This is a genomic window from Achromobacter sp. AONIH1 (assembly GCF_002902905.1).
Classification (GTDB): domain Bacteria; phylum Pseudomonadota; class Gammaproteobacteria; order Burkholderiales; family Burkholderiaceae_B; genus Achromobacter.
In genome coordinates this window covers 5654019-5673076 of the sequence record NZ_CP026124.1, presented here as the reverse complement: position 1 = coordinate 5673076, position 19058 = coordinate 5654019, and the positions used below count along the sequence as shown (strand labels likewise).

Sequence of the window (19058 nt, the reverse complement as noted above, 5' to 3'; positions counted from 1 at the left end):
CCATGCGGAGTCGCGAACATGTCAACCCGCTCGATCCGTTACGTTCCTCGCTCGCGGCAGCGCGGCAGCATGACCGTCGCCGTCGTGTTCGCGGTGCTGGTGGGCCTGGTGCTGCTGGGCGTGGCGCAGCTGGGCTATGGCTACTACATGAAGCGCGAGGTCCAGAAGGCCGCGGATCTGGCCGCGCTGTCGGCCGTGCAGGTGCTGGGCACGGGCGCCGCGGCGGATTGCAGCCGCGCCAAGGCGGCGGGCGTGTCGGCGGCGCTGGCCAATCTGCCGAATATCCTGGACACCTTTTCCGCGGCCGACGTGACCGTGGATTGCAAACTGTGGGATCCGACGCGCCCGCCGGTCGGCGGCATGCCGCTGTTCGATCCGGCCAGCGGCCAGCTGCCCAATGCGATGCGCGTGCGTATCGGCAAGACGCTGGGCAATGTCATTCCCAGCGCCTTCGTCGGCGGCGACACCGTCGTGTCGGTGCAGGCGGTGGCGACCAGCACGCAGCCGGTGGCAGCCTTCACGGTCGGATCGCGGCTGCTGCGGCTGGAAAAGGGCGGTCTCCTGTCCAAGATCCTGGCCTCGGTGGGCGCCACGCCGCAGCAGCTGGACGTGCTCGACGCGGCCGGCCTGGCCACGGTCAACATCACGCCGTCCGGCTTGCTCGATGCGCTGGGCCTGCCGCTGTCGGTGGCCACCGGCGTGGGCACGCCCGCCCAGCTGGCGGCGGTCAGCAACCTGACGCTGGGCCAGTTGCTGAACGCCACGCTGACCGTGATCAACAAGGCGGGCACGGCGGCGGCCGACATCACGCTGCTGAACAATGCCATCAAGACGGTGCTGCAGGTCATGCCGCTGAACCTGCCGGTCAAGCTGTTCGGCGATGGCGGCGTGCTGGATCTGCAGGTGGTGGGCGGCAGCGTCACGTCGGCGCTGCAGGCGAACGTCAACGCGCTCAACATCCTGCAAACCGCGCTGGTGATCGCCAACGGGCAGAACCTGATCGACCTGGGGCTGAACGTGCCGCTGCTGGGCGTGCAGTCGAAAGTGCGCATCGTCGAGCCGCCGACGATCGCGGTGGGCGGCGTGGGCGCAACGGCCACCAGCGCGGGCATCCGCGTCTACCTGCGCATCAACACGAGCAATATCCCCGTGCTCGGTCCTCTCCTGGGCACGACGCTGGGGACCTGGGTCGACCTGCCGGTCATCATCGACGTGGCCCAGTCCACCGGCACGCTCGCGAAGCTGTGCCAGGCGCCGCTGACCTCGACGCAGGCCACCATCAACGTGACCTCGTCGCTGGCCAATGTCTGCCTGGGTCGTTTCCCGGGCATGACCTCCGACAGCGACACCAGTCCGGCCAACTTCCTGGCCCTGACCAATGCCTGCCAGCCGGCTTCGTTCAACACCATTCAGCGCTATAAGGTGCTCAATGTGCTGGGCATTCTGCCGTTGACCAGCAAGGTCACGCTGCCGGTCTTCAATTCAGCGGCGCCGGTGCCGGTCACGCTGACCGCGCCGCCATCGCCCAATTCCACGGCCACCGTCAACGCCACCTCGCTGGACCTGACCAAGCTGGCCTCGAATCTGGCCGACGCGCTGATCGGCGGCATCCTGGGCGACCTGTTCAACACCGGCACGCCGCTGACCGAGCAGCAGCGCACCGATCTGGCCACCAAGCTGGTGGGCGGCGGCGGGTCGAACCCGGGCAAGTCCGTATCGGAAGTCGTCAACAACATGCAGTGGTCCACGGACGCCATGAATCAGCTCGGGCAGCGCATGAGCACGGGCGGGTTGACCGGGGTGCTGGGGGGCACGCTGCAGCTGGTGGGCAATATTCTGAGTTCGCTGCTGCTGGCGCCGCTGAGCGATCTGACCTGCGCGCTGGCGATCGTGCCGGACGCCATCCGCCAGTGCCGGGTCGGCGCCGTCAGCAGCCTGGCGTTGACCGGTGGCAATCAGGCGAGCGGCGTGCTGTCGGTCGTGGTGACGCTGCTGCAGCCGCTGCTGGACATGCTGTCGAACCTGCTGCAGCAACTGCTGAACCTGCTGGGCCTGAGCCTGGGCCAGACCGATGTGTCGCTGCTGTCGGTGGATTGCGGCAAGCCCCGGCTGGTGTATTGATCTGGAACCTCTAACTGGAAGCCCGGAAGCGGGCTGCGTGGTTTGCCAATGAATCAGAAATTCGTCCGCGAGGAGTTCGATCTGTATGTCTGGGAGGGCACTTCCGACATCGCCGCGCGCGCCGAGCGCTGCCTGGCGGGCATGGACGTGACGCTGGTGCGGGCGGACGCCGGCACGGCCTTCCCGCCGCCGCGCGATCCGGGCCGGCCCGCCGTGGCGCTGGTGTCGGTGTCGGTGATGGGTGACAACCGTTTCAGCGGTTATGACTGGCTGGCCGTGCAGGCGCTGCCCATCATCTGGGTGGCCTCCGAGGCGCGCGGCCGCGATCCGCGTTACTACCCGCCCGAATATTCCTATACCTTGCCGCTGGCCTTCACCACGGCCGACCTGCGCAAGCTGCTGTTCGAGCTGCTGGGCGTGCTGGGCCAGGCCCGGCCGGCCGCGCCCCGGCGCGAGCAGCCGCTGATTGCCGTGTCCGAGCCGATGCGGGCCCTGCTGGCGGAGGCCGAGATGTACGCGGACTGTCGCAGCAACGTGCTGGTCCATGGCGAAACCGGCGTAGGCAAGGAGCGCGTGGCGCGTCTGCTGCACGACCGCGCGGCCTGGGCCGACGGCCCCTTTGTCGCGGTCAATTGCGGCGCCATCCCGGAAGGACTGTTCGAGGCGCATTTTTTCGGCCACGCCAAGGGGGCGTTCACCGGCGCCGTCGGCGCGCACAAGGGCTATTTCGAGCAGGCCAGTGGCGGCACGCTGTTCCTGGACGAGATCGGCGACCTGCCGTTGTACCAGCAGGTCAAGCTGTTGCGGGTGCTGGAGCAGAGCACGGTCACGCGCCTGGGCTCGGCGAACGAAGTGCCGGTGGATTTCCGGCTGGTCGCCGCCACCAACAAGGATCTGCGAGTGCTGGTGGCGCAGGACGAGTTCCGCGCGGATCTGTACTACCGGCTGGCGGTGATCGAATTGCGCATCCCCAGCCTGGAGCAGCGCGGGGCCGCCGAGAAGGTCGCGCTGTTCCGCTCCCTGCTGGAGCGGATGGGCGCCGGGGACGAGCCGCCGGACTGGCTGCTGGAACGCGTCGGGGCCACCCGCTACGAGGGCAATGTGCGCGAGCTGTCCAACGTGGCCGAGCGCGTGGCCATCGTCCGGCGCCAGTTCCAGTCCTGGGACCGGGCGCGCATCGAGCGCATCTTCGACCAGCTGGCCGAGCCGCTGCGCCCGCCCGCCGCGATGGGCGCGGGCGGCGCGCAGTGCGAGCCGCCGGTGTTCACCGATGCCGAACGGGCCGAGCGCGCCCGCATCCTGGCCGCGCTGGACGCCAACGGCTGGCGCCGGCAGGACACCGCCAATACCCTGGGCATCAGCCGCAAGGTGCTGTGGGAAAAGATGCGCAAACTGCATCTGGGCGGCGGGCAGGGTGAAACCGCGGACGGGATGGTGGAAGCCTCCTGAAGGCGCAATAGGGAATGGCCCGTAGAGGGCGACATCCGGGGCGGCGCGCCCTGCGCGCGCGGCAGCTTCCGGAGCAATAAATTGCTATAGTTCCGCAACGATTTTTTTGGGGTAGGCATGAACGTCCACTTTATCCGTGCCACCGCGCGCATGGCGCTGTTGGGTACGGCCCTGTCCGGTCTGGCGGCTTGCGCCAGCGCCCAGCAACCCGAAGCGGCCCGGCCCGCGGTCCAGCAGGTTGAAGACACGCAGGCGGCGTCCACGCCGGTGACGCCGCCGCCGCCCGCGCCCGCCGCGCGTCCGGCCAGCACCGTCGCCGAGCTGCAAAGCCTGATCCAGAACCGCCAGGTCTCGGAACTGCGCACGACCTACAACGGCACCTATGGCGCCAGCCTGCTGTTCAAGCCGGACGACCTGACCTATTACGTGGCCCTGTTCCAGCAGAAGGATTTCTGGCGCGTGGTCAAGACCCAGTCGGACAAGCAGGCCGAGGCCACCTACCGCGCCTTCGCCGGCCAGTCGATGGAACTGGCCGAGGTCGATATCCAGCGCATCCGCCTGCAGGCGGAGTACGCCCACAACGAGAAGCTGCTGGCCAGCCGCAACGCCCAGCTGAGCACGCTGCAGGCCGACAACACGCTGCGCATGCAGCAGGAAGAGCAGGTCGCCGCCCGCCAGCAACAATCGCGCCAGGAAGCCACCGCCCTGGCCGACCAGCAGAAGGACGTGCGCCAGCAACTGCGCGATCTGCAGCGCCAGATCGACGCCCTGCAGGCCCAGCAGGCCCAGCTCGGCGGCGCGGGCGCGTCGTCCAAGCGGGGCAGGTAAGCGCTCTTCAGTGCGTCCGGCATGCGATATGGCGGGCCCGTCTGGGCCCGCTTTCTTGTATTCTGCCGGGTGATCCTCATATAGACCCCATGGCACTCAAAGTTTTCGACCTCCAGTGCGAGCACAGCCACATCTTCGAAGGCTGGTTCGGTTCGCACGAAGACTACGACGCGCAGCAGGCGCGAGGTCTGGTCACGTGCCCTGTCTGCGGGTCGGCATCGATCACCAAGCGCCTGTCGGCGCCTCGGCTGAACGTCGCGCACCTGCACGCGCCTGAGCCCGCGCCCCAGCAGCGGCAGGCCGAAGCGCCCGCCGGTGCGTCCGATGCCCAGAAAATAGCGGCCCTGCAGGCCGCCGTCCTGACCCAGGTGCGGGCAATGCTGCGCAACACCGAGAATGTCGGCGCGCGTTTCGCCGAAGAGGCGCGCCGCATCCACGAGGGCGAGGCCGACGAACGCCCCATTCGCGGGACCGCGTCGCGCGAAGAGCGCGAGGCGCTGGCCGAGGACGGCATCGAGGTCATGGCGCTGCCTGACTTCCTGGACGACGACCGGCTGCAATAGGCGCGGGCCAACCAGGCGATAAACGCCCGGTCAACAAACGTCGGGCGCGGACTCATCCCCGAACGACAGGCAAAAAAAAGCCAGACCGAAGGTCTGGCTTTTTCGCTTGCGGCCGGGATCAGTTGTTGACGCGGCTGCGGTACTCGTTCGTGCGGGTGTCGATTTCGATCTTGTCGCCGATGGCGCAGAACAGCGGCACGTTCAGTTCGTAGCCGGTGTTGATCTTGGCGGGCTTGAGCACCTTGCCCGAGGTGTCGCCGCGCACGGCCGGCTCGGTGTAGGTGATTTCGCGCACGATGACCGTGGGCAGTTCCACCGAGATGGCGCGGCCGTCGTAGAAGACCACTTCCACGGGCATCGACTCTTCCAGGTAGTTCAGGGCGTCGCCCATGCTGTCGGCTTCGATTTCGTACTGGTTGTACTCTTCGTCCATGAAGACGTACATCGGGTCGCCGAAGTAGGAGTAGGTGCACTCCTTGCGTTCCAGTTGGACGACTTCGAACTTTTCGTCGGCCTTGTAGACTGATTCGCTGGCGGCGCCGGTCAGCAGGTTCTTGAACTTCAGCTTCACAACGGCGGCGTTGCGGCCGGACTTGTTGTATTCAGCCTTCTGGACGACCAGCGGGTCCTTGCCGACCATGGCCACGTTGCCGACTCGCAATTCCTGAGCGGTTTTCATCGATAAAACTCCGGGGGGTAAGGGGTGCACTCGCCGTGCTTGCACAAATCACCGCCTTGTCGACCCTGGTCCGCCATCGCCATCATCTGGCGGGCGGATGCGGGATTTCACGCGGGTTTTCGATCTTGTGCACACCCCGGGAGGCGTCAGTATTTTGAGGCCCGATCGCGTCAGGGCTTCTCAGAAAACTCTCTATTCTAGCGTTTCTTGGCCAACTCTGCGCAAAATGCGGCCAGATTTTCCGCCAGATCGGGCCGGTCGGCCTGGGCTGCGTCCCAGTCACGGGCGGCCCGGGCCCAGGCCTGCCAGGCCTCGGGCGCCAGGGCGGCGGCCAGGGCCGGACCAAGGGCTTGCGGGCTGTCGGGCTGGTTCCAGGCCCGGATCAGCGCCCGGGCGCCTTCGGTGGCGGGGTAGCGGGCCAGCCAGGCCTCGAGCTTGTCCAGATGGACCGGGTCGTGCTGCGGGTAGATCTGCCAGACCAGCGGACGCGCGGCCCAGGCGGCCCGCACGAAGGAATCCTCGCCGCGCACGAAGTTCAGGTCGGCGCACCACAGCAGGCGGTCGAAGTCCGGCTGGCTGACGAAGGGCAGCCTGACCAGGGCGGGGCGGCCCGGCGCGGCGCAGGCCGTTTCCAGGCCGGGCGCCACGCCTTCGGGCGCCAGCAGCACGGTCGGGCGCGGATCGGCGGCCAGGGCCGAGGCCAGTGCGTCGACCGGCGCGTTCGGATAGCAAAACAGGGACACGAGGCGAGCGCCGTCGCGCCGGCGCGACAGCGCGTGCTGCGGCACGCCCAGCGCGCGCAGCACGGACTCCTGTTGTTCGGGCGAAGCCTGCAGCGCGTCGCGTTCGGCGGACAGGCCGGGCTCGCGCAGCAGTCCGCCCGTGGCCGGAGTGAAACCGGGAAAGTAGAAATGCTTGACCAGCCCGTCGGGCCGTTGCGACGGCAGGCCGTGACAGCTTTCTATCCAGGCTTCGGCGCTCAGGTATTCCAGGTTGATCCAGACCGGATGGACCTGGCGCATGGCATCCAGGAAGGCGTCGGGCGGATCGCAGGCGAAGGCCTCGATCACCACGTCGCCGGGCGTCAGGTCGGCGGGCGGCGCCGGCGTCCAGTGGATGATGTCGATGCCCAGGCATTGCTGGCGCGCCTGTTCCGGGTCCAGCCCGGGCTGGATGCGGGCGAAGGCCCGCAGGTCGTCGACCCACAGGCGCGGCCGCCAGCCCGGAACCTGGGCCAGCCGGCGGGCCAGGCGCCAGCACACGCCGATGTCGCCGTAGTTGTCGACGACCCGGCAGAAGATGTCCGCCCGCATCGCGCTTCCTAGTGGAACTTGGCCGGCGCGGCCTCGGCGTCCTCGGGCAGCTCGGCGTGCACCAGTTCGCCCAGCGGATTCGGGAAGTAGGGCGCGCCGCAGTCCTCGCAGTAGTCGGGCGGCAGCAGGCCGGGAATGCGGCGCACGTCGTTGACGCCGTATTCCTTGAGCAGCGCGGCGATTTCGTCGACCACGTCAGGCTGGCCTTCGTCGGCCGGCAGGTCTTCCTCGCGCCCGTACAGCGGCCAGACGCAACCGTAGTACACGTCGTTGCTGTTGCGCGCGGTGAAGCCGATGCGGTATTCGTCGATCCTGCTTTCGCCGCAGCCGGCCACCACGGCCCGCAGTTGCGAGGCTTCGAGATTGACCGCGCCTTCGAGCCAGCTGATGGCGGCGCGCAGCGACAGCGGGCGCACGCGCCGGTCGGCTTCGCGGTTGCTCACGTAATAAGCGTCCGGCAGCAGCGATTCGAAGCCGCAGCCGGGCAGCAGGGCGGCCAGCGTGGGCTGGGCCTGCGCGGCCCATTGTTGCTGGCAGGCTTCGCGGCTGGCGTCGGCGTCGCCAATCTGTTCCTGCCAGCGGAAGATGGGGGCGTGCTCGGGCACGGCCACCGCGGCGACGATGTAGCGGGTGTCCGCCAGCATGTTCGCCGTTTCGGCCTCGGTGTTCAGCGCCGGTTTCATGGTTTCGGCGCCCAGCGCCTGGGTGCCCAGGCGTTGCAGCCACTGCCAGGTTTCGGAGAAGGTACGCGGCATCTGGTCCACGCTGACCAGCCAGGGCATGAGCGCCGCGCGCGCCTGGCTGGACAGCACATGGCCATGCAGCTGGGCCAGCACCGCCTGCTGCGCGCTGGCGGAGATGGCGCCGGTCGGGATCGCGTAGCGCGTCCAGGCCACCACCGGGGCCACCACCAGCAATACATCGTGGCGCACGCCGTTCTTGTCGATCTTGGTGGATTCGGACAGGGTTTCCGCCTGTTCGATCAGCACCTCGTAAGCGCCGACATCGGCCTGCGCCAGATGGTCCAGCGCGGCTTCGAGCGGGGCGTCTTGCCCGGCCTTGAGCAGCTTCGGGATGGCTTCGGCCAGCTGGGCTTCCCAGAAGATGTCCTCGACGCGGCTGCCCGAGCGGTTGAGCGCCTGGGCAAGCGTGATCAGACGGCTGGCGTCACGGGTCAGGCGGGGAGCGGATTGGCTGCGGGAACGGGCCATGACTTCTATGGGCATCCAGTGAGTGTGCAACAGCGTAGTTTAACGCCCGCGCTGAACCGGATCATTGCGGTGTCGGCCGTGGCCGCGCGCAGGCGCATGGATGCTGGAGCCCGGGCGGGGGGAAGGCGATTGCGGCACGCCTTTTCGTGCGCGCGCGGCGCGGCTGCAAAAACGGTGGGAGGTATTGATCCGATTTTGGCAACAGAGCATGTCGAAATTCCATATTTATTGCTCAATCAAATCGGAAGAAAATGTTGTCATCGGATTTTATTCAGGAGGCAGCGCCATGCGTTGGCCCACGCTTTTCGTTTCCCACGGTTCCCCTATGCTGGCCGTCGAGCCCGGTCTGACCGGCCCCGCGCTGGCCGCCTGGAGCCAGGCGCAGGGCCGCAAGCCGCGCGCCATCCTGGTGGTGTCGCCGCACTGGATGGGCCATGGCCTGGCCCTGTCCACGCGCGACCAACAGGTGGCCTGGCACGATTTCGGCGGTTTTCCGCCGGAGCTGTACACGTTGCAATACGCCGCGCCCGGTTCGCCGGAACTGGCCGCGCGCGCGCAGGCGCTGCTGGCCGACGCCGGCATCGCCGCCGACCGTGATCCGCGCCGTCCGCTGGACCATGGCGCCTGGGTGCCGCTGCGCTACCTGTATCCCGAGGTCGACGTGCCGGTGGTGCAGTTGTCGCTGGACATGGAGCGCGACGCCGCCGGGCAGCTCGAACTGGGCCGCGCGCTGGCGCCGCTGCGCGACGAGGACGTGCTGATCATCGGCTCGGGTTCGCTGACGCACAATCTGCGCGATGTGCGCATGCCGCAGGATGCGCCGCCGGCGTCGTATGTGCCGGCGTTCCAGCAATGGTATGCCGGCCGTCTGGCCGACCATGACCTGCCGGCGCTGCTGGACTGGCAGGCGCGGGCGCCGGGCGCGGCGCAGGCCCATCCGCATGACGATCACCTGATGCCGCTCTACGTGGCGTTGGGCGCGGGCGGCGGGCGGGCCACGCGGCTGAACGACGAGATTTCCTATGGCGCCCTGGCGATGGATGCCTATGCCTTCGATTGACAGAGGCCGCTCGGGCTACCCGAGCGGGTTCGGGGCCTAAGGATAAAAGGCCCGTCGAAACCCGTAGCAGACGGGGGGCGCGTCGCGCCCGGACGCGCTTGCCTACGGTTTGTTACCCGGTGTGGTTTGAAATTTCAAAACGCCTGCGCATAATGGCTGCCGCCCGTATCCGCGGGCGTTTTCCTTTCTGGACGCATGCCGGAGCCTTCCGGCCGGGAGTGTAGAGATCGTGAATGCGCATATCGTGAAATCCGCGTGTCTGGCCGCCATCGCGGCGTCGCTGGCGACGTCGTCGCCGGCCTGGGCCGAGGACGTGAAGGGATCCAAGGACCATCCCGCGCTGACCCGCTTCGAGGGCGCCGAGATCCGCGCCTACGAACACAAGGACTTCGACGAAGCCGTGATGCCCGACCGGCCGATCCCGCGCGAAGCCGAGGCCAAGGGCCTGGAGCTGGAGGGCAAGCTGACCCGCATCTCCTACCGCATCGACGGCAAGAAATCGGCGCTGGAGGTCTACCGCAATTATCAGGGCGCGTTGCAGGCCGGCGGTTTCAAGACCCTGTTCGAATGCAAGGGCGACGAGCAGTGCGGCGGCGATTTCCAGTCCTTCGTCATCAACGGCGGAAAGGTACGCCAGCCCGGCCAGGGCGATGCCACGTTCGGCGGCAAGTACTACGTGGTGCTGGCCAAGAAGGAAGCGCCCACCGGCGACATCTACGTGTTCCTGGACGTGATGGAAGACGGCTCCAACCACATCACGCCGGTGTTCCAGCAGGTGCTCGAAACCAAGCCGATGCAAACGGGGCAGGTCCAGGTGCTGGACATGGCCGCCATGCAGAAGTCGCTGGCCGAATCGGGCCGCGTCGCGATCTATGGCGTGTACTTCGATACCGACAAGGCCGTGGTCAAGCCTGAATCGAAGGCGGCGCTGGACGAGATGGGCAAGCTGCTCAACGCCAATCCGAACCTGAAGGTCTACGTGGTGGGTCACACCGACAACCAGGGCACGCTGGCCGGCAATATGGACCTGTCGCAAAAGCGCGCCGACGCCGTGGTCAAGGCGCTGGAGGCGGGCTACAAGATCCCGGCCGCGCGCCTGTCGCCGCGCGGCGTGGCGTCGTTGGCGCCGGTGGCCGCCAACGACGCCGAGGCCGGCCGCGCGAAGAACCGCCGCGTCGAGCTGGTCAGCCAGTGACGACACGCCACCGAGGCATGGCCCGGTGATCAAAAAAGCCCCCGGAACCGCGAGGTTCCGGGGGCTTTTGCCTTGATGGCCCGCGCGGGGCCCGGGCTCAGGCCGCCAGCAGCTGGCGCAGCACGAAGGGCAGGATGCCGCCGTGCTGGTAGTAGTCCACCTCGATCGGCGTGTCGATGCGCAGCAGCACGGTCACGTCCTGCTTGGAACCGTCCTTGCGGGTGATCGTCAGCGTCACGTCCTGCATCGGCTTGATGCCGTTTTCCAGGCCGGAGATGTCGTAGGTTTCCTCGCCGGTGATGCCCAGCGACTGCACGCTGTCGTTGCCCTTGAACTGCAGCGGCAGCACGCCCATGCCGACCAGGTTGCTGCGGTGGATGCGCTCGAAGCTGCGGGTGATCACGGCCTTCACGCCCAGCAGCTGGGTGCCCTTGGCGGCCCAGTCGCGCGACGAGCCGGTGCCGTACTCCTCGCCGCCGAACACCACGGTGGGCGTGCCGGCCGCGACGTACTTCATGGCCGCGTCATAGATGGACATCTGTTCGCCGGTGGGCTGGAACAGGGTCTCGCCGCCTTCGAAGCGGCTGCCGTCCGGCAGCGCGGGAATCATGAGGTTCTTGATGCGCACGTTGGCGAAGGTGCCGCGCATCATGATCTCGTGGTTGCCGCGGCGCGAGCCGTAGCTGTTGAAGTCGGCCTTCATCACGCCGTGTTCCTTGAGCCACTTGCCGGCGGGCGAGGTTTCCTTGATGGAGCCGGCCGGCGAGATGTGGTCGGTGGTGACCGAGTCGCCGAACACGCCCAGCGCGCGCGCGCCCTTGACGGTCGGCGTGGCGCCCGGCGTCATGCCGAAGTCCTGGAAGAACGGCGGCTCGGCGATGTAGGTCGAGTCGGGCCAGTTGTAGGTGTCGCCGGTGACGCCCTTGATGTGTTCCCAGAGTTCGCCGGGGTTGCTCTTGACCTGGCCGTAGTTGGCCTGGAAGGCCTTGGGATCCAGCGCGAACTTGAGCAGCGCGTCGATTTCCTCGGTGCTCGGCCAGATGTCGCCCAGCCACACGTCGCCGTGCTTGCCTTGGCCCACGGGCTCGGTCATCAGGTCGCGCGTGATGGTGCCGGCCAGGGCATAGGCCACGACCAGCGGCGGCGAGGCCAGGAAGTTGGCCTTGATGTTCGGGTGGATGCGGGCCTCGAAGTTGCGATTGCCCGACAGCACGGCGGCGCAGACCAGGTCGTTGCCGGTGATGGCCTCGTTCAGGTCCGGGGTCAGGTCGCCGGCGTTGCCGATGCAGGTGGTGCAGCCGTAGGCGGCCACGTCGAAGCCCAGCTTTTCCAGGTAGGGCAGGAGGCCCGTCTTGGTCAGGTATTCGGTGACCACGCGCGATCCGGGGGCCAGCGAGGTCTTGATGTGCTTGGGCACGGTCAGGCCGGCTTCGACGGCCTTCTTGGCCAGCAGGCCGGCCGCCAGCAGCACGCTGGGGTTGGACGTGTTGGTGCAGGACGTGATGGCCGCGATCAGGATGTCGCCGTTCTTGACCTTGGTGCCGGCGCTGGTGGTGTAGGTCTGGCCGAGCTTGTCGGCGGGCTGGTTGAAGCCGTTCTCGGCGACCGGCTTGGAGAACAGATCGATGAAGGTGTTCTTGACGTTGCCGATCTCGATGCGGTCCTGCGGACGCTTCGGGCCGGCCAGCGACGGCGCCACGGTGGACAGGTCCAGCGTCAGCAGCTTGGTGAAGTTGATGTCCTTGGCCTTGGGCACGCCGAACATCTTCTGGGCCTTGAAATAGGCTTCGAAGGCGGCGATCTCGGCTTCGGTGCGGCCGGTGCCGCGGAAGTAGTCGATGGTGCGTTCGTCGACCGGGAAGAAGCCCATGGTCGCGCCGTATTCCGGCGCCATGTTGCCGATGGTGGCGCGTTCGGCCACGGACAGGCTGGCGGTGCCTTCGCCACAGAATTCGACGAACTTGCCCACCACTTTTTCACGGCGCAGCATTTCGGTGATGGTCAGCACCAGGTCGGTGGCGGTGACGCCGCCGCGCAGTTTGCCTTTGAGCTCCACGCCGACCACGTCGGGGGTCAGGAAGTACACGGGCTGGCCCAGCATGCCGGCCTCGGCCTCGATGCCGCCCACGCCCCAGCCGACCACGCCGATGCCGTTGATCATGGTGGTGTGGCTGTCGGTGCCCACCAGCGAGTCGGGGTAGTAGACGTTGTGCTTCTTGTCCTGGTGCACGCCGCGCGCCAGGTATTCCAGGTTGACTTGGTGGACGATGCCGAAGCCCGGGGGCACCACGCCGAAGGTGTCGAAGGCCTGCATGCCCCACTTCATGAACTGGTAGCGCTCCTGGTTGCGCTTGAATTCCAGCTTCATGTTCAGGTCCAGCGCGTTCTTGGTGCCGAAGTAGTCGATCATGACCGAGTGGTCGACCACCAGATCGACCGGCACCAGCGGCTCGATGCTCTTGGGGCTCTTGCCCATCTGGTCGGCCACCGAGCGCATGGCGGCGATGTCGGCCAGCAGCGGTACGCCGGTGAAGTCCTGCAGTACCACGCGCGCCACCACGAAGGGGATCTCATCCTCGCGCTTGGCGTTGGCCTGCCAGTTGGCCAGCTGCCTGACGTGTTCTTCGGTGACTTTCTTGCCGTCGCAGTTGCGCAGCACCGACTCCAGCACGATGCGGATGGAGACGGGCAGCCGCTGCACGTCCACGCCCAGGGCCTTGCCCAGGGCCGGCAGCGAATAGTACTGACAGGACTTGTCGCCGATCTTGAAATTCTTCAGGGTGTCGAGGGTGTTGTGCGGCATGATGGACTCCATGGTTTCGCCCGCGTGAAGCCGGCATTTTCTGGCGTTTTGGCGCGTTTGTCATTCTAAGCGTGACAAGCTCGCGGCGGACCTTATGTCTTATATCTTATATAAGACTTGGGTGGCGCGTCAAAGTTCCGGCCCTGCCCAAACCGGGCCCGAGGCCGTCCGGCCCGCCTCGCGCGCCGCCGCCAACGCGCGAGGCGGCGGGCGCATCCCCGCGGGGACCCTGTTTTTTTACCAAGAAAGTCCTGCAAGCGTATGGCGGCCGGCACGCGGCGGGCGTTCAACCCAGCCGCGCGGGCAATTCGGCGATGGCGAAGTCCAGGAACCGCCGCAGGGCCAGCGGCGTGCCTCGGCGGGCGGGCATGACCGCGTAGATGCGGGCCGGCGCGGCGGTCCAGGACGGCAGCAGGGCGACGAGGTCGCCGCGCGCCAGCGAGGCCGCGCACAGATAGTGCGGCAGTAGCGCGATGCCCAGGCCGGCGCGCGCCATCTCGCGCACCGCGGCCGGATTGTTGCTCAGGCTGCGGGGCGTGAACTCCAGCGACTCCCGCTCGCCCGAAGGATGGCTGAATTGCCAGTTCTGCAGGCTGTCCTGCGTGGCATGGGCCAGCAGCGGCAGCGCGGTCAGGTCGCGCGGACGGCGCAGGTCGGCGCGCGCCAGGTCCGGCGCGGCGACCAGGACCAGCGGAACCGGGGCCAGTTCGCGCGCCACCAGTCGCGAGTCCGTCAGCGAGGCGCCCTGCGCGCGGAAGGCCAGGTCGTAGCCTTCACCCACCAGGTCGATGATCTGGTCGCGGGTGTCCAGCAGCACGCGCACGCGAGGGTGCTGCTGGCAGTAGCGTCCGATCAGGTCGCCCAGCAGCGTGACCGCCAGGGCCGACGGCGCCGTGATGCGCAGCAGCCCGCTGGGCGTGTCGCCCATCGATGCCGCCAGGTCATAGGCCGTGCGCGCCTCGCGCGCCATGGCGCGGGCGTGCACATAGATCTGTTCGCCCATGGGCGTCAGCGAGATATGCCGGGTATTGCGTTGCAGCAGGCGCAGCCCCAACCGGGCTTCAAGGTCCGCCACGCGCCGGCTGAGTTTGGAGCGCTGCAGGCCCAGGATGCGGGCGGCGGCGGAGAAGCCGCCTTTTTCCACCACCTCGCTAAAAAGCAGCAGGTCGTCCAGGTGGTGAATATGGGAAGTCATAAAGGAAACATGTGTTGAGATTGTCCTGACAAGCAGGACAATTATTCCTGAAATTGGCCTCTATTGTCTGGCATGCGGAACGCCTAAGCTGTGCGCCACGCAACAATCAGGCAGCATATTCTTGACGATTCTTCTCAGCCCGCTGGTCGCCAGCCAGGCCCAGCCGGTCGGCGAGGCCTGTTCCATCCGCCAGTTCCGCCACACCGATTTCCCCCTGGGCATGTCGCCGCTGGTGCTGGTGGACCATTTCGTGATGACGGGTCCGACCTTCGCGCCGCATCCGCACGCCGGCATTTCCGCGGTGACGCTGTTGTTCGAGGACAGCCAGGGCGTGATGCAAAGCCTGGACAGCGTGCGCAACGACCACGAGATCCGCGCGGGCGACCTGCACTGGACCCTGGCCGGCAAGGGGATCGTGCATACGCAGCAGCCGGTCGGCCCGGCCCGGCTCAACGGTCTGCAGATGTTCGTGAACCTGCCCGAGCGTCTGAAAGGGCTGCCTCCGGCGACGTCGCTGCTGCGCGCCTGGGAAATGCCCATCATCCAGAGCGACGCGGGCCGGGTGCGCGTGGTGTCGGGCGCCTATGACGGCTGGGAGTCGCCGCCGCTGGGTCCCGAGCCGCTGCTGATCCTGGACATCTGGCTGCGCCCCGGCGCCACTCGCCTGGTGCCGCTGCCCGACGGCTGGAATGCCTGGGTCTACGCGGTGCAGGGCGACCTGGGCCTGCGCGCGCGCCACCAGCTCGGGCCCGGCGCGGCGCCGGCCGCCAGGCGGCAGGGGGAGGATCCGGACTTCGCCGTCCTGCATACGGGTTCGGCCGTGGCGGCCTCTGCCGACGGCGACGGCATGCTGCTGCTGATCGCCGGCCGGGCGCCGGCGCACATCGTCCTGATCGCCGGGCCCGTCATCGACGAGCCCGTGATCCAGCGCGGCCCATTCGTGATGGCTTCGCAGCGCGCGCTGGAAGAGGCCATGCGGGCCTACGACGCGGGCGATTTCGGACGGATCCGAGATGACGGGGCGGCGCCGGGCAGGCCCGCGGAGCCGGCCGGCGCGGGCTGAGCCGGCCGCCGCGGCGGCGCCGCTATTCCAACGCGCCGCCGGTGTATTCCTGGCGGTCTATGCCATGGCGTTGAAGCTTGTCGTAGAACGTCTTGCGCGGAATGCCCAGGGCTTCCAGCGTGGATTTGATATCGCCATGGTTGACGGCCAGCGCGTCGCGGATCAGTTGCGCCTCGAAGCGTTCCACCCTTTCCGGCAGGCTGCCCGCACCGGCAGGCTGCGGCGCCGACAGCGGCGTGCCGCCATGCACGCCCAGCACGACGCGCTCGGCGAAGTGGGCCAGCTCGCGCACGTTGCCGGGCCAGGCGTGTTCCAGCAGATGCTGCCGGACCTGCGCCGGCAGGTCGGGGATGTCGCGCTGGAAGCGCCGCGAGGCGATGCCCAGGTAGTGCGCGAACAGCAGCGGAATGTCGTCGCGCCGTTCGCGTAGCGGCGGGATCCGGATGGTGACGACGTTCAGGCGATAGAACAGGTCTTCGCGGAAATGCGGGCGCGCCAGCGCGCTGCCCAGGTCTTCCTTGGTGGCCGCGACCACCCGCAGGTCCAGTCTGCGCACGTCGTTGGTGCCCAGCGGCGTGATCTGGCGGGTTTCCAGCACGCGCAGGAACTTGACCTGGATGTTCAGGGGCATGCTCTCGATCTCATCGAGGAACAGCGTGCCGCCGCTGGCATGCTCGATGCGGCCGATGCGCCTCTTCTGGGCGCCGGTGAAGGCGCCCGCCTCATGGCCGAACAGCTCGCTCTCGATCACGCTTTCGGGCAGCGCGCCGCAGTTGATCGCCACCAGTTCGTGCTGGCGTCGGCGGCTCAGACGATGCAGTGCGCTGGCGACCACTTCCTTGCCGGTGCCGGTCTCGCCTTCCACCAGCACGTCCACGTCGGCGTCGGCGATATGCCGCAGCGTCTGCTTGATCCGCAGCATGGCCGGGGTATTGCCGATGAATGGCTCCGCGTCGGCGCCCGAGGCGAAGGCCGCTTCCTGCAGGCGGCGGTTTTCCTGCACCAGCCTGCGCTTCTCGGCGGCATGGCCGATGGTGGCGATCAGGCGCTCGGCGGGATAGGGCTTGGCCAGGAAGTCATAGGCGCCCTCGCGCATGCACTGGACGGCGGTGGCGATGTCGCCATGGCCGGTGATCAGGATGACGGGGATTTCGGCGTCGAGGTCGCGCAGCCGCTGGAACAGTTGCAGCCCGTCCATGTCCGGCATGCGGATGTCGGTCACCACCACGCCGTCGAACGCGCGCGTCAGCACGGGCAGCGCGGCGCGGGCGCTGGCATGGGCCTCCACCTGGAAGCCATGCAGCTTCAGCGTCTGGCTGTTGGCGCGGCGCAGCTCGGCGTCGTCGTCGATGAAGACCACGCGCACGGCGGGTTTGGCGGGCAGGGCGGCGGCGCCGGATGGCGGCGCGGAAGAGGCGGATCGGCTCATGATGCGGGAAGGGGGGACGCCTTGCGCAGCGTCAGGATGAACAGGGCGCCGCGTCCGGGGCCGTGGGGCGCGGGGAACTCCGGGTCCGTGGCATCCGCCGCGCGCAGCTCGCCGCCGAATTCGGCGACGATGTCGCGGGAGATCACCAGCCCCAGTCCCAGGCCCTCGGGCTTGGTGGTGTGGAAGGGCGTGAACAGGCCGGCCAGCGCTTCGGCGCTCAGGCCCGGTCCGTTGTCATGGAAATAGAGCTGCACCCGCTCGCCCTGGTCGCGCAAGGCCAGGGTGATGCGGCCGCCGGGCTGACCGCCCAGAGCGTCCAGCGCGTTCTGCAGCAGATTGACCAGCACCTGCTCCAGCCGGATGCGGTCGGCCAGCACCCGCGCATCCTGGCCGGCGGCCGGCCGATGCAGCGCCACGCCCTGCCGCGCGGCGCGCGGGCCGGCCAGCAGCAGCGCGCCGTCCAGCGCCGCGCCCAGGCTGATCGGCGCGACCTGCGTGCTGGCCTTGCGCGAGAAGGCGCGCAGCTCGCCGGTGATATGGCCGATGCGTTCCGTGAGCGAGGCGATGGATTCCAGGTTCTCGCGCGCGGTCTCCGGATCCTGGCGGCGCAGGAATTCGGCGGCATTGTCCGCGTAGCTGCGGATGGCGGCGACAGGCTGGTTGATTTCGTGCGCGACGCCGGCGGCCACCTGTCCCAGCAAGGCCAGCTTGCTGGCCTGGACCAGCTCATCCTGCAGCGTGTGCAGCCGCGCCTGGGCGCGTTGGCGTTCGTCCATTTCGCCGAGCAGCCGGTCGTTGGCCAGCCGCAGCTGCGCCGTGCGTTCGTGCACCTGGTCGGCGAGCTGCTGGCGGATGGCGGTCTGCTGCCGGGTGTGCTCATGGCCTCGGTGCCGGCGGTAGAGCAGCACGCCGACGATGGCGGCCAGCAGGCTTTGCGCCAGCAGCGCGCCCAGCTGGGCATTGGCGCTGGCGCGGTTCAGCGCGGACTGCACCGGCGACAGCAGGTGCAGCGTCCATCCCGGCGATTCGGTGATGGGCAGCGTGGTGTGCAGCAGCGGCGAGCCGGCCGGTATCTGCGGCAGGGCCACGTCCGCGCGCACCAGCGTTCCCGTGCTGCTGGTCTGCAGCGGCGGGCTGATCGGCACGGACTGGAAGCGGGCGTCGCCGAATTGCAGGCTGGTGCGCAGCCGCTGCGCCAGCTCTTCGGATAGCGGCGCCAGCACGTCGAAGCGCCATTGAGGCAGGCTGCCCAGCAGGACCACGCCGTGTTCGTCGGTGACGAAGATCGGCGCGTTGGACTGGCGCCAGTCGGCCTCCAGCTCGCGGAAATCCACCTTCAGCACCACCACGCCGAGCATGCCGCCGTCCGGCGCGTCGACGCGGCGCGACAGGTACAGGCCGGCTTCGTGGCTGATGGTGCCGAGCGCGAAGTGCTCGGCCGAGCCATGCGCGACCGCGCCACGGAAATACGGCCGGAACTGGTAGTCCACGCCCTCGAAGCTGGCCGGCTCGCGCCAGTTGCTGGCGGCGATGGCGTAGCCCGTGCGGTCCAGCACGTAGATGGCCGCCGCGCCTACGCCGCGGCTCAGGGCTTCGAGTTTTTCATCGAGCGGCCCGATCTGGGCCGGCACGGGATCCAGCAGCGCCGCGCGCAGGTCCACATCGCGCGTCAGCACGAAGGGCAGCGCGCGGAATTTGTCCAGGTTGTTGCGCAGCAGGGCGGCGTTGATTTGGCTGGCGTTGCGCGCCAGCTGGGCCGCCTCCCGCAGCGCGCCTTCGCGCGCCCAGCCGGTGGCCAGATGCAGCACGGCGAAGATGGCGCCGATGAGCAGCAACGCCAGCGTGATGCGCGCGGGCCAGCCCATGCCCGGCTTGCTGGCGGGCGGCTCGATGCGCGGGGTGGCGGTGGAATCGGACATGGTTGTGCGGTTTTTCGCACATTTTATCTCCGGCTTGTGCGGACTTTCGCAGCCAGGATCCGCCGATGTTCATTGGAAAAAAAGAAAATCCTTGTTTTTCAATGGGTTGGAATGTTTTTGTGTGCCCAGGCAGGTTGGCACGCCGTTTGCATAAGAAAGGACAAGCCCGTGGCGCGTCCGCGCGGTGAAATCGGCCGCCTCCCCATGCGGGGCGACCATAAAAGAGATAA

General features: G+C 68.0%; 14 protein-coding genes. 7 read left to right on the top strand and 7 right to left on the bottom strand.

What is annotated here, in order from left to right:
• Positions 1-18: 18 nt before the first annotated feature.
• From C2U31_RS25860 to C2U31_RS25845, 4 genes are all read left to right on the top strand, one after another.
• The gene (locus tag C2U31_RS25860) at positions 19-2121 is read left to right on the top strand and encodes a pilus assembly protein TadG-related protein (protein WP_233772505.1); all 2103 of its coding nucleotides are present in this window, start codon (positions 19-21) and stop codon (positions 2119-2121) included.
• Between the two features lie 48 nt (positions 2122-2169).
• A complete protein-coding gene (locus tag C2U31_RS25855) occupies positions 2170-3570 on the top strand; it encodes a sigma 54-interacting transcriptional regulator (RefSeq protein ID WP_103275417.1) in 1401 nt (466 codons plus the stop codon).
• A 117-nt stretch (positions 3571-3687) separates the two neighbouring features.
• Complete coding sequence (locus C2U31_RS25850; protein WP_103275416.1) at positions 3688-4398, top strand: DUF2968 domain-containing protein; 711 nt, start codon at positions 3688-3690, stop codon at positions 4396-4398.
• 89 nt (positions 4399-4487) lie between these two features.
• Positions 4488-4961, top strand: coding sequence for a DUF1178 family protein (locus tag C2U31_RS25845; protein ID WP_199770895.1), 474 nt, complete (start codon positions 4488-4490; stop codon positions 4959-4961).
• 118 nt (positions 4962-5079) lie between these two features.
• Here C2U31_RS25845 and efp read toward each other — a convergent pair whose 3' ends face one another.
• The 3 genes from efp to C2U31_RS25830 form a co-directional block, all read right to left on the bottom strand.
• Positions 5080-5640: an elongation factor P gene (efp, locus tag C2U31_RS25840; RefSeq protein WP_103275414.1), complete on the bottom strand. Its 561-nt coding sequence runs from the start codon at positions 5638-5640 to the stop codon at positions 5080-5082.
• 197 nt (positions 5641-5837) lie between these two features.
• A complete protein-coding gene (gene earP / locus C2U31_RS25835) occupies positions 5838-6953 on the bottom strand; it encodes an elongation factor P maturation arginine rhamnosyltransferase EarP (RefSeq protein WP_103275413.1) in 1116 nt (371 codons plus the stop codon).
• A gap of 8 nt (positions 6954-6961) precedes the next feature.
• Positions 6962-8164, bottom strand: coding sequence for a DUF2863 family protein (locus C2U31_RS25830; RefSeq protein WP_103275412.1), 1203 nt, complete (start codon positions 8162-8164; stop codon positions 6962-6964).
• 286 nt (positions 8165-8450) lie between these two features.
• On the opposite strand from C2U31_RS25830, the gene C2U31_RS25825 reads away from it, so the two are divergent.
• On the top strand, positions 8451-9224 hold the full coding sequence (locus C2U31_RS25825) for a class III extradiol ring-cleavage dioxygenase (RefSeq protein ID WP_103275411.1): 774 nt from the start codon (positions 8451-8453) through the stop codon (positions 9222-9224).
• A gap of 229 nt (positions 9225-9453) precedes the next feature.
• Positions 9454-10419 (top strand): OmpA family protein, encoded by a 966-nt coding sequence (locus C2U31_RS25820; protein WP_103275410.1) that lies wholly within the window; start codon positions 9454-9456, stop codon positions 10417-10419.
• Positions 10420-10516: 97 nt separating this feature from the next.
• Here the strand turns inward: C2U31_RS25820 and acnA are convergent, their stop codons facing one another.
• The gene (gene acnA, locus C2U31_RS25815; RefSeq protein ID WP_103276578.1) at positions 10517-13222 is read right to left on the bottom strand and encodes an aconitate hydratase AcnA; all 2706 of its coding nucleotides are present in this window, start codon (positions 13220-13222) and stop codon (positions 10517-10519) included.
• A gap of 286 nt (positions 13223-13508) precedes the next feature.
• Positions 13509-14417, bottom strand: coding sequence for a LysR substrate-binding domain-containing protein (locus C2U31_RS25810; protein ID WP_103275409.1), 909 nt, complete (start codon positions 14415-14417; stop codon positions 13509-13511).
• A 121-nt stretch (positions 14418-14538) separates the two neighbouring features.
• Between C2U31_RS25810 and C2U31_RS25805 the strand changes: the two genes are divergently transcribed.
• On the top strand, positions 14539-15480 hold the full coding sequence (locus tag C2U31_RS25805; protein WP_103275408.1) for a pirin family protein: 942 nt from the start codon (positions 14539-14541) through the stop codon (positions 15478-15480).
• A 22-nt stretch (positions 15481-15502) separates the two neighbouring features.
• On the opposite strand, the gene C2U31_RS25800 is transcribed toward C2U31_RS25805, so the two are convergent.
• Together C2U31_RS25800 and C2U31_RS25795 are read right to left on the bottom strand one after the other, a co-directional pair.
• Positions 15503-16909 (bottom strand): sigma-54 dependent transcriptional regulator, encoded by a 1407-nt coding sequence (locus C2U31_RS25800; RefSeq protein WP_103275407.1) that lies wholly within the window; start codon positions 16907-16909, stop codon positions 15503-15505.
• On the bottom strand, positions 16906-18828 hold the full coding sequence (locus tag C2U31_RS25795; protein WP_103275406.1) for an ATP-binding protein: 1923 nt from the start codon (positions 18826-18828) through the stop codon (positions 16906-16908). The genes C2U31_RS25800 and C2U31_RS25795 overlap by 4 nt, the downstream gene beginning before the upstream one ends.
• Between the last annotated feature and the right edge of the window lie 230 nt (positions 18829-19058).

What these genes read in the sequence shown, in the direction of transcription:
- C2U31_RS25795 (WP_103275406.1), bottom strand. Translation starts at nt 18,828, where the DNA reads ATGTCCGATTCCACCGCCACCCCGCGCATCGAGCCGCCCGCCAGCAAG.
- C2U31_RS25860 (WP_233772505.1), top strand. Translation starts at nt 19, where the DNA reads ATGTCAACCCGCTCGATCCGTTACGTTCCTCGCTCGCGGCAGCGCGGC.
- C2U31_RS25810 (WP_103275409.1), bottom strand. Translation starts at nt 14,417, where the DNA reads ATGACTTCCCATATTCACCACCTGGACGACCTGCTGCTTTTTAGCGAG.
- acnA (WP_103276578.1), bottom strand. Translation starts at nt 13,222, where the DNA reads ATGCCGCACAACACCCTCGACACCCTGAAGAATTTCAAGATCGGCGAC.
- C2U31_RS25850 (WP_103275416.1), top strand. Translation starts at nt 3,688, where the DNA reads ATGAACGTCCACTTTATCCGTGCCACCGCGCGCATGGCGCTGTTGGGT.
- C2U31_RS25800 (WP_103275407.1), bottom strand. Translation starts at nt 16,909, where the DNA reads ATGAGCCGATCCGCCTCTTCCGCGCCGCCATCCGGCGCCGCCGCCCTG.
- C2U31_RS25830 (WP_103275412.1), bottom strand. Translation starts at nt 8,164, where the DNA reads ATGGCCCGTTCCCGCAGCCAATCCGCTCCCCGCCTGACCCGTGACGCC.
- efp (WP_103275414.1), bottom strand. Translation starts at nt 5,640, where the DNA reads ATGAAAACCGCTCAGGAATTGCGAGTCGGCAACGTGGCCATGGTCGGC.
- earP (WP_103275413.1), bottom strand. Translation starts at nt 6,953, where the DNA reads ATGCGGGCGGACATCTTCTGCCGGGTCGTCGACAACTACGGCGACATC.
- C2U31_RS25825 (WP_103275411.1), top strand. Translation starts at nt 8,451, where the DNA reads ATGCGTTGGCCCACGCTTTTCGTTTCCCACGGTTCCCCTATGCTGGCC.
- C2U31_RS25845 (WP_199770895.1), top strand. Translation starts at nt 4,488, where the DNA reads ATGGCACTCAAAGTTTTCGACCTCCAGTGCGAGCACAGCCACATCTTC.
- C2U31_RS25855 (WP_103275417.1), top strand. Translation starts at nt 2,170, where the DNA reads ATGAATCAGAAATTCGTCCGCGAGGAGTTCGATCTGTATGTCTGGGAG.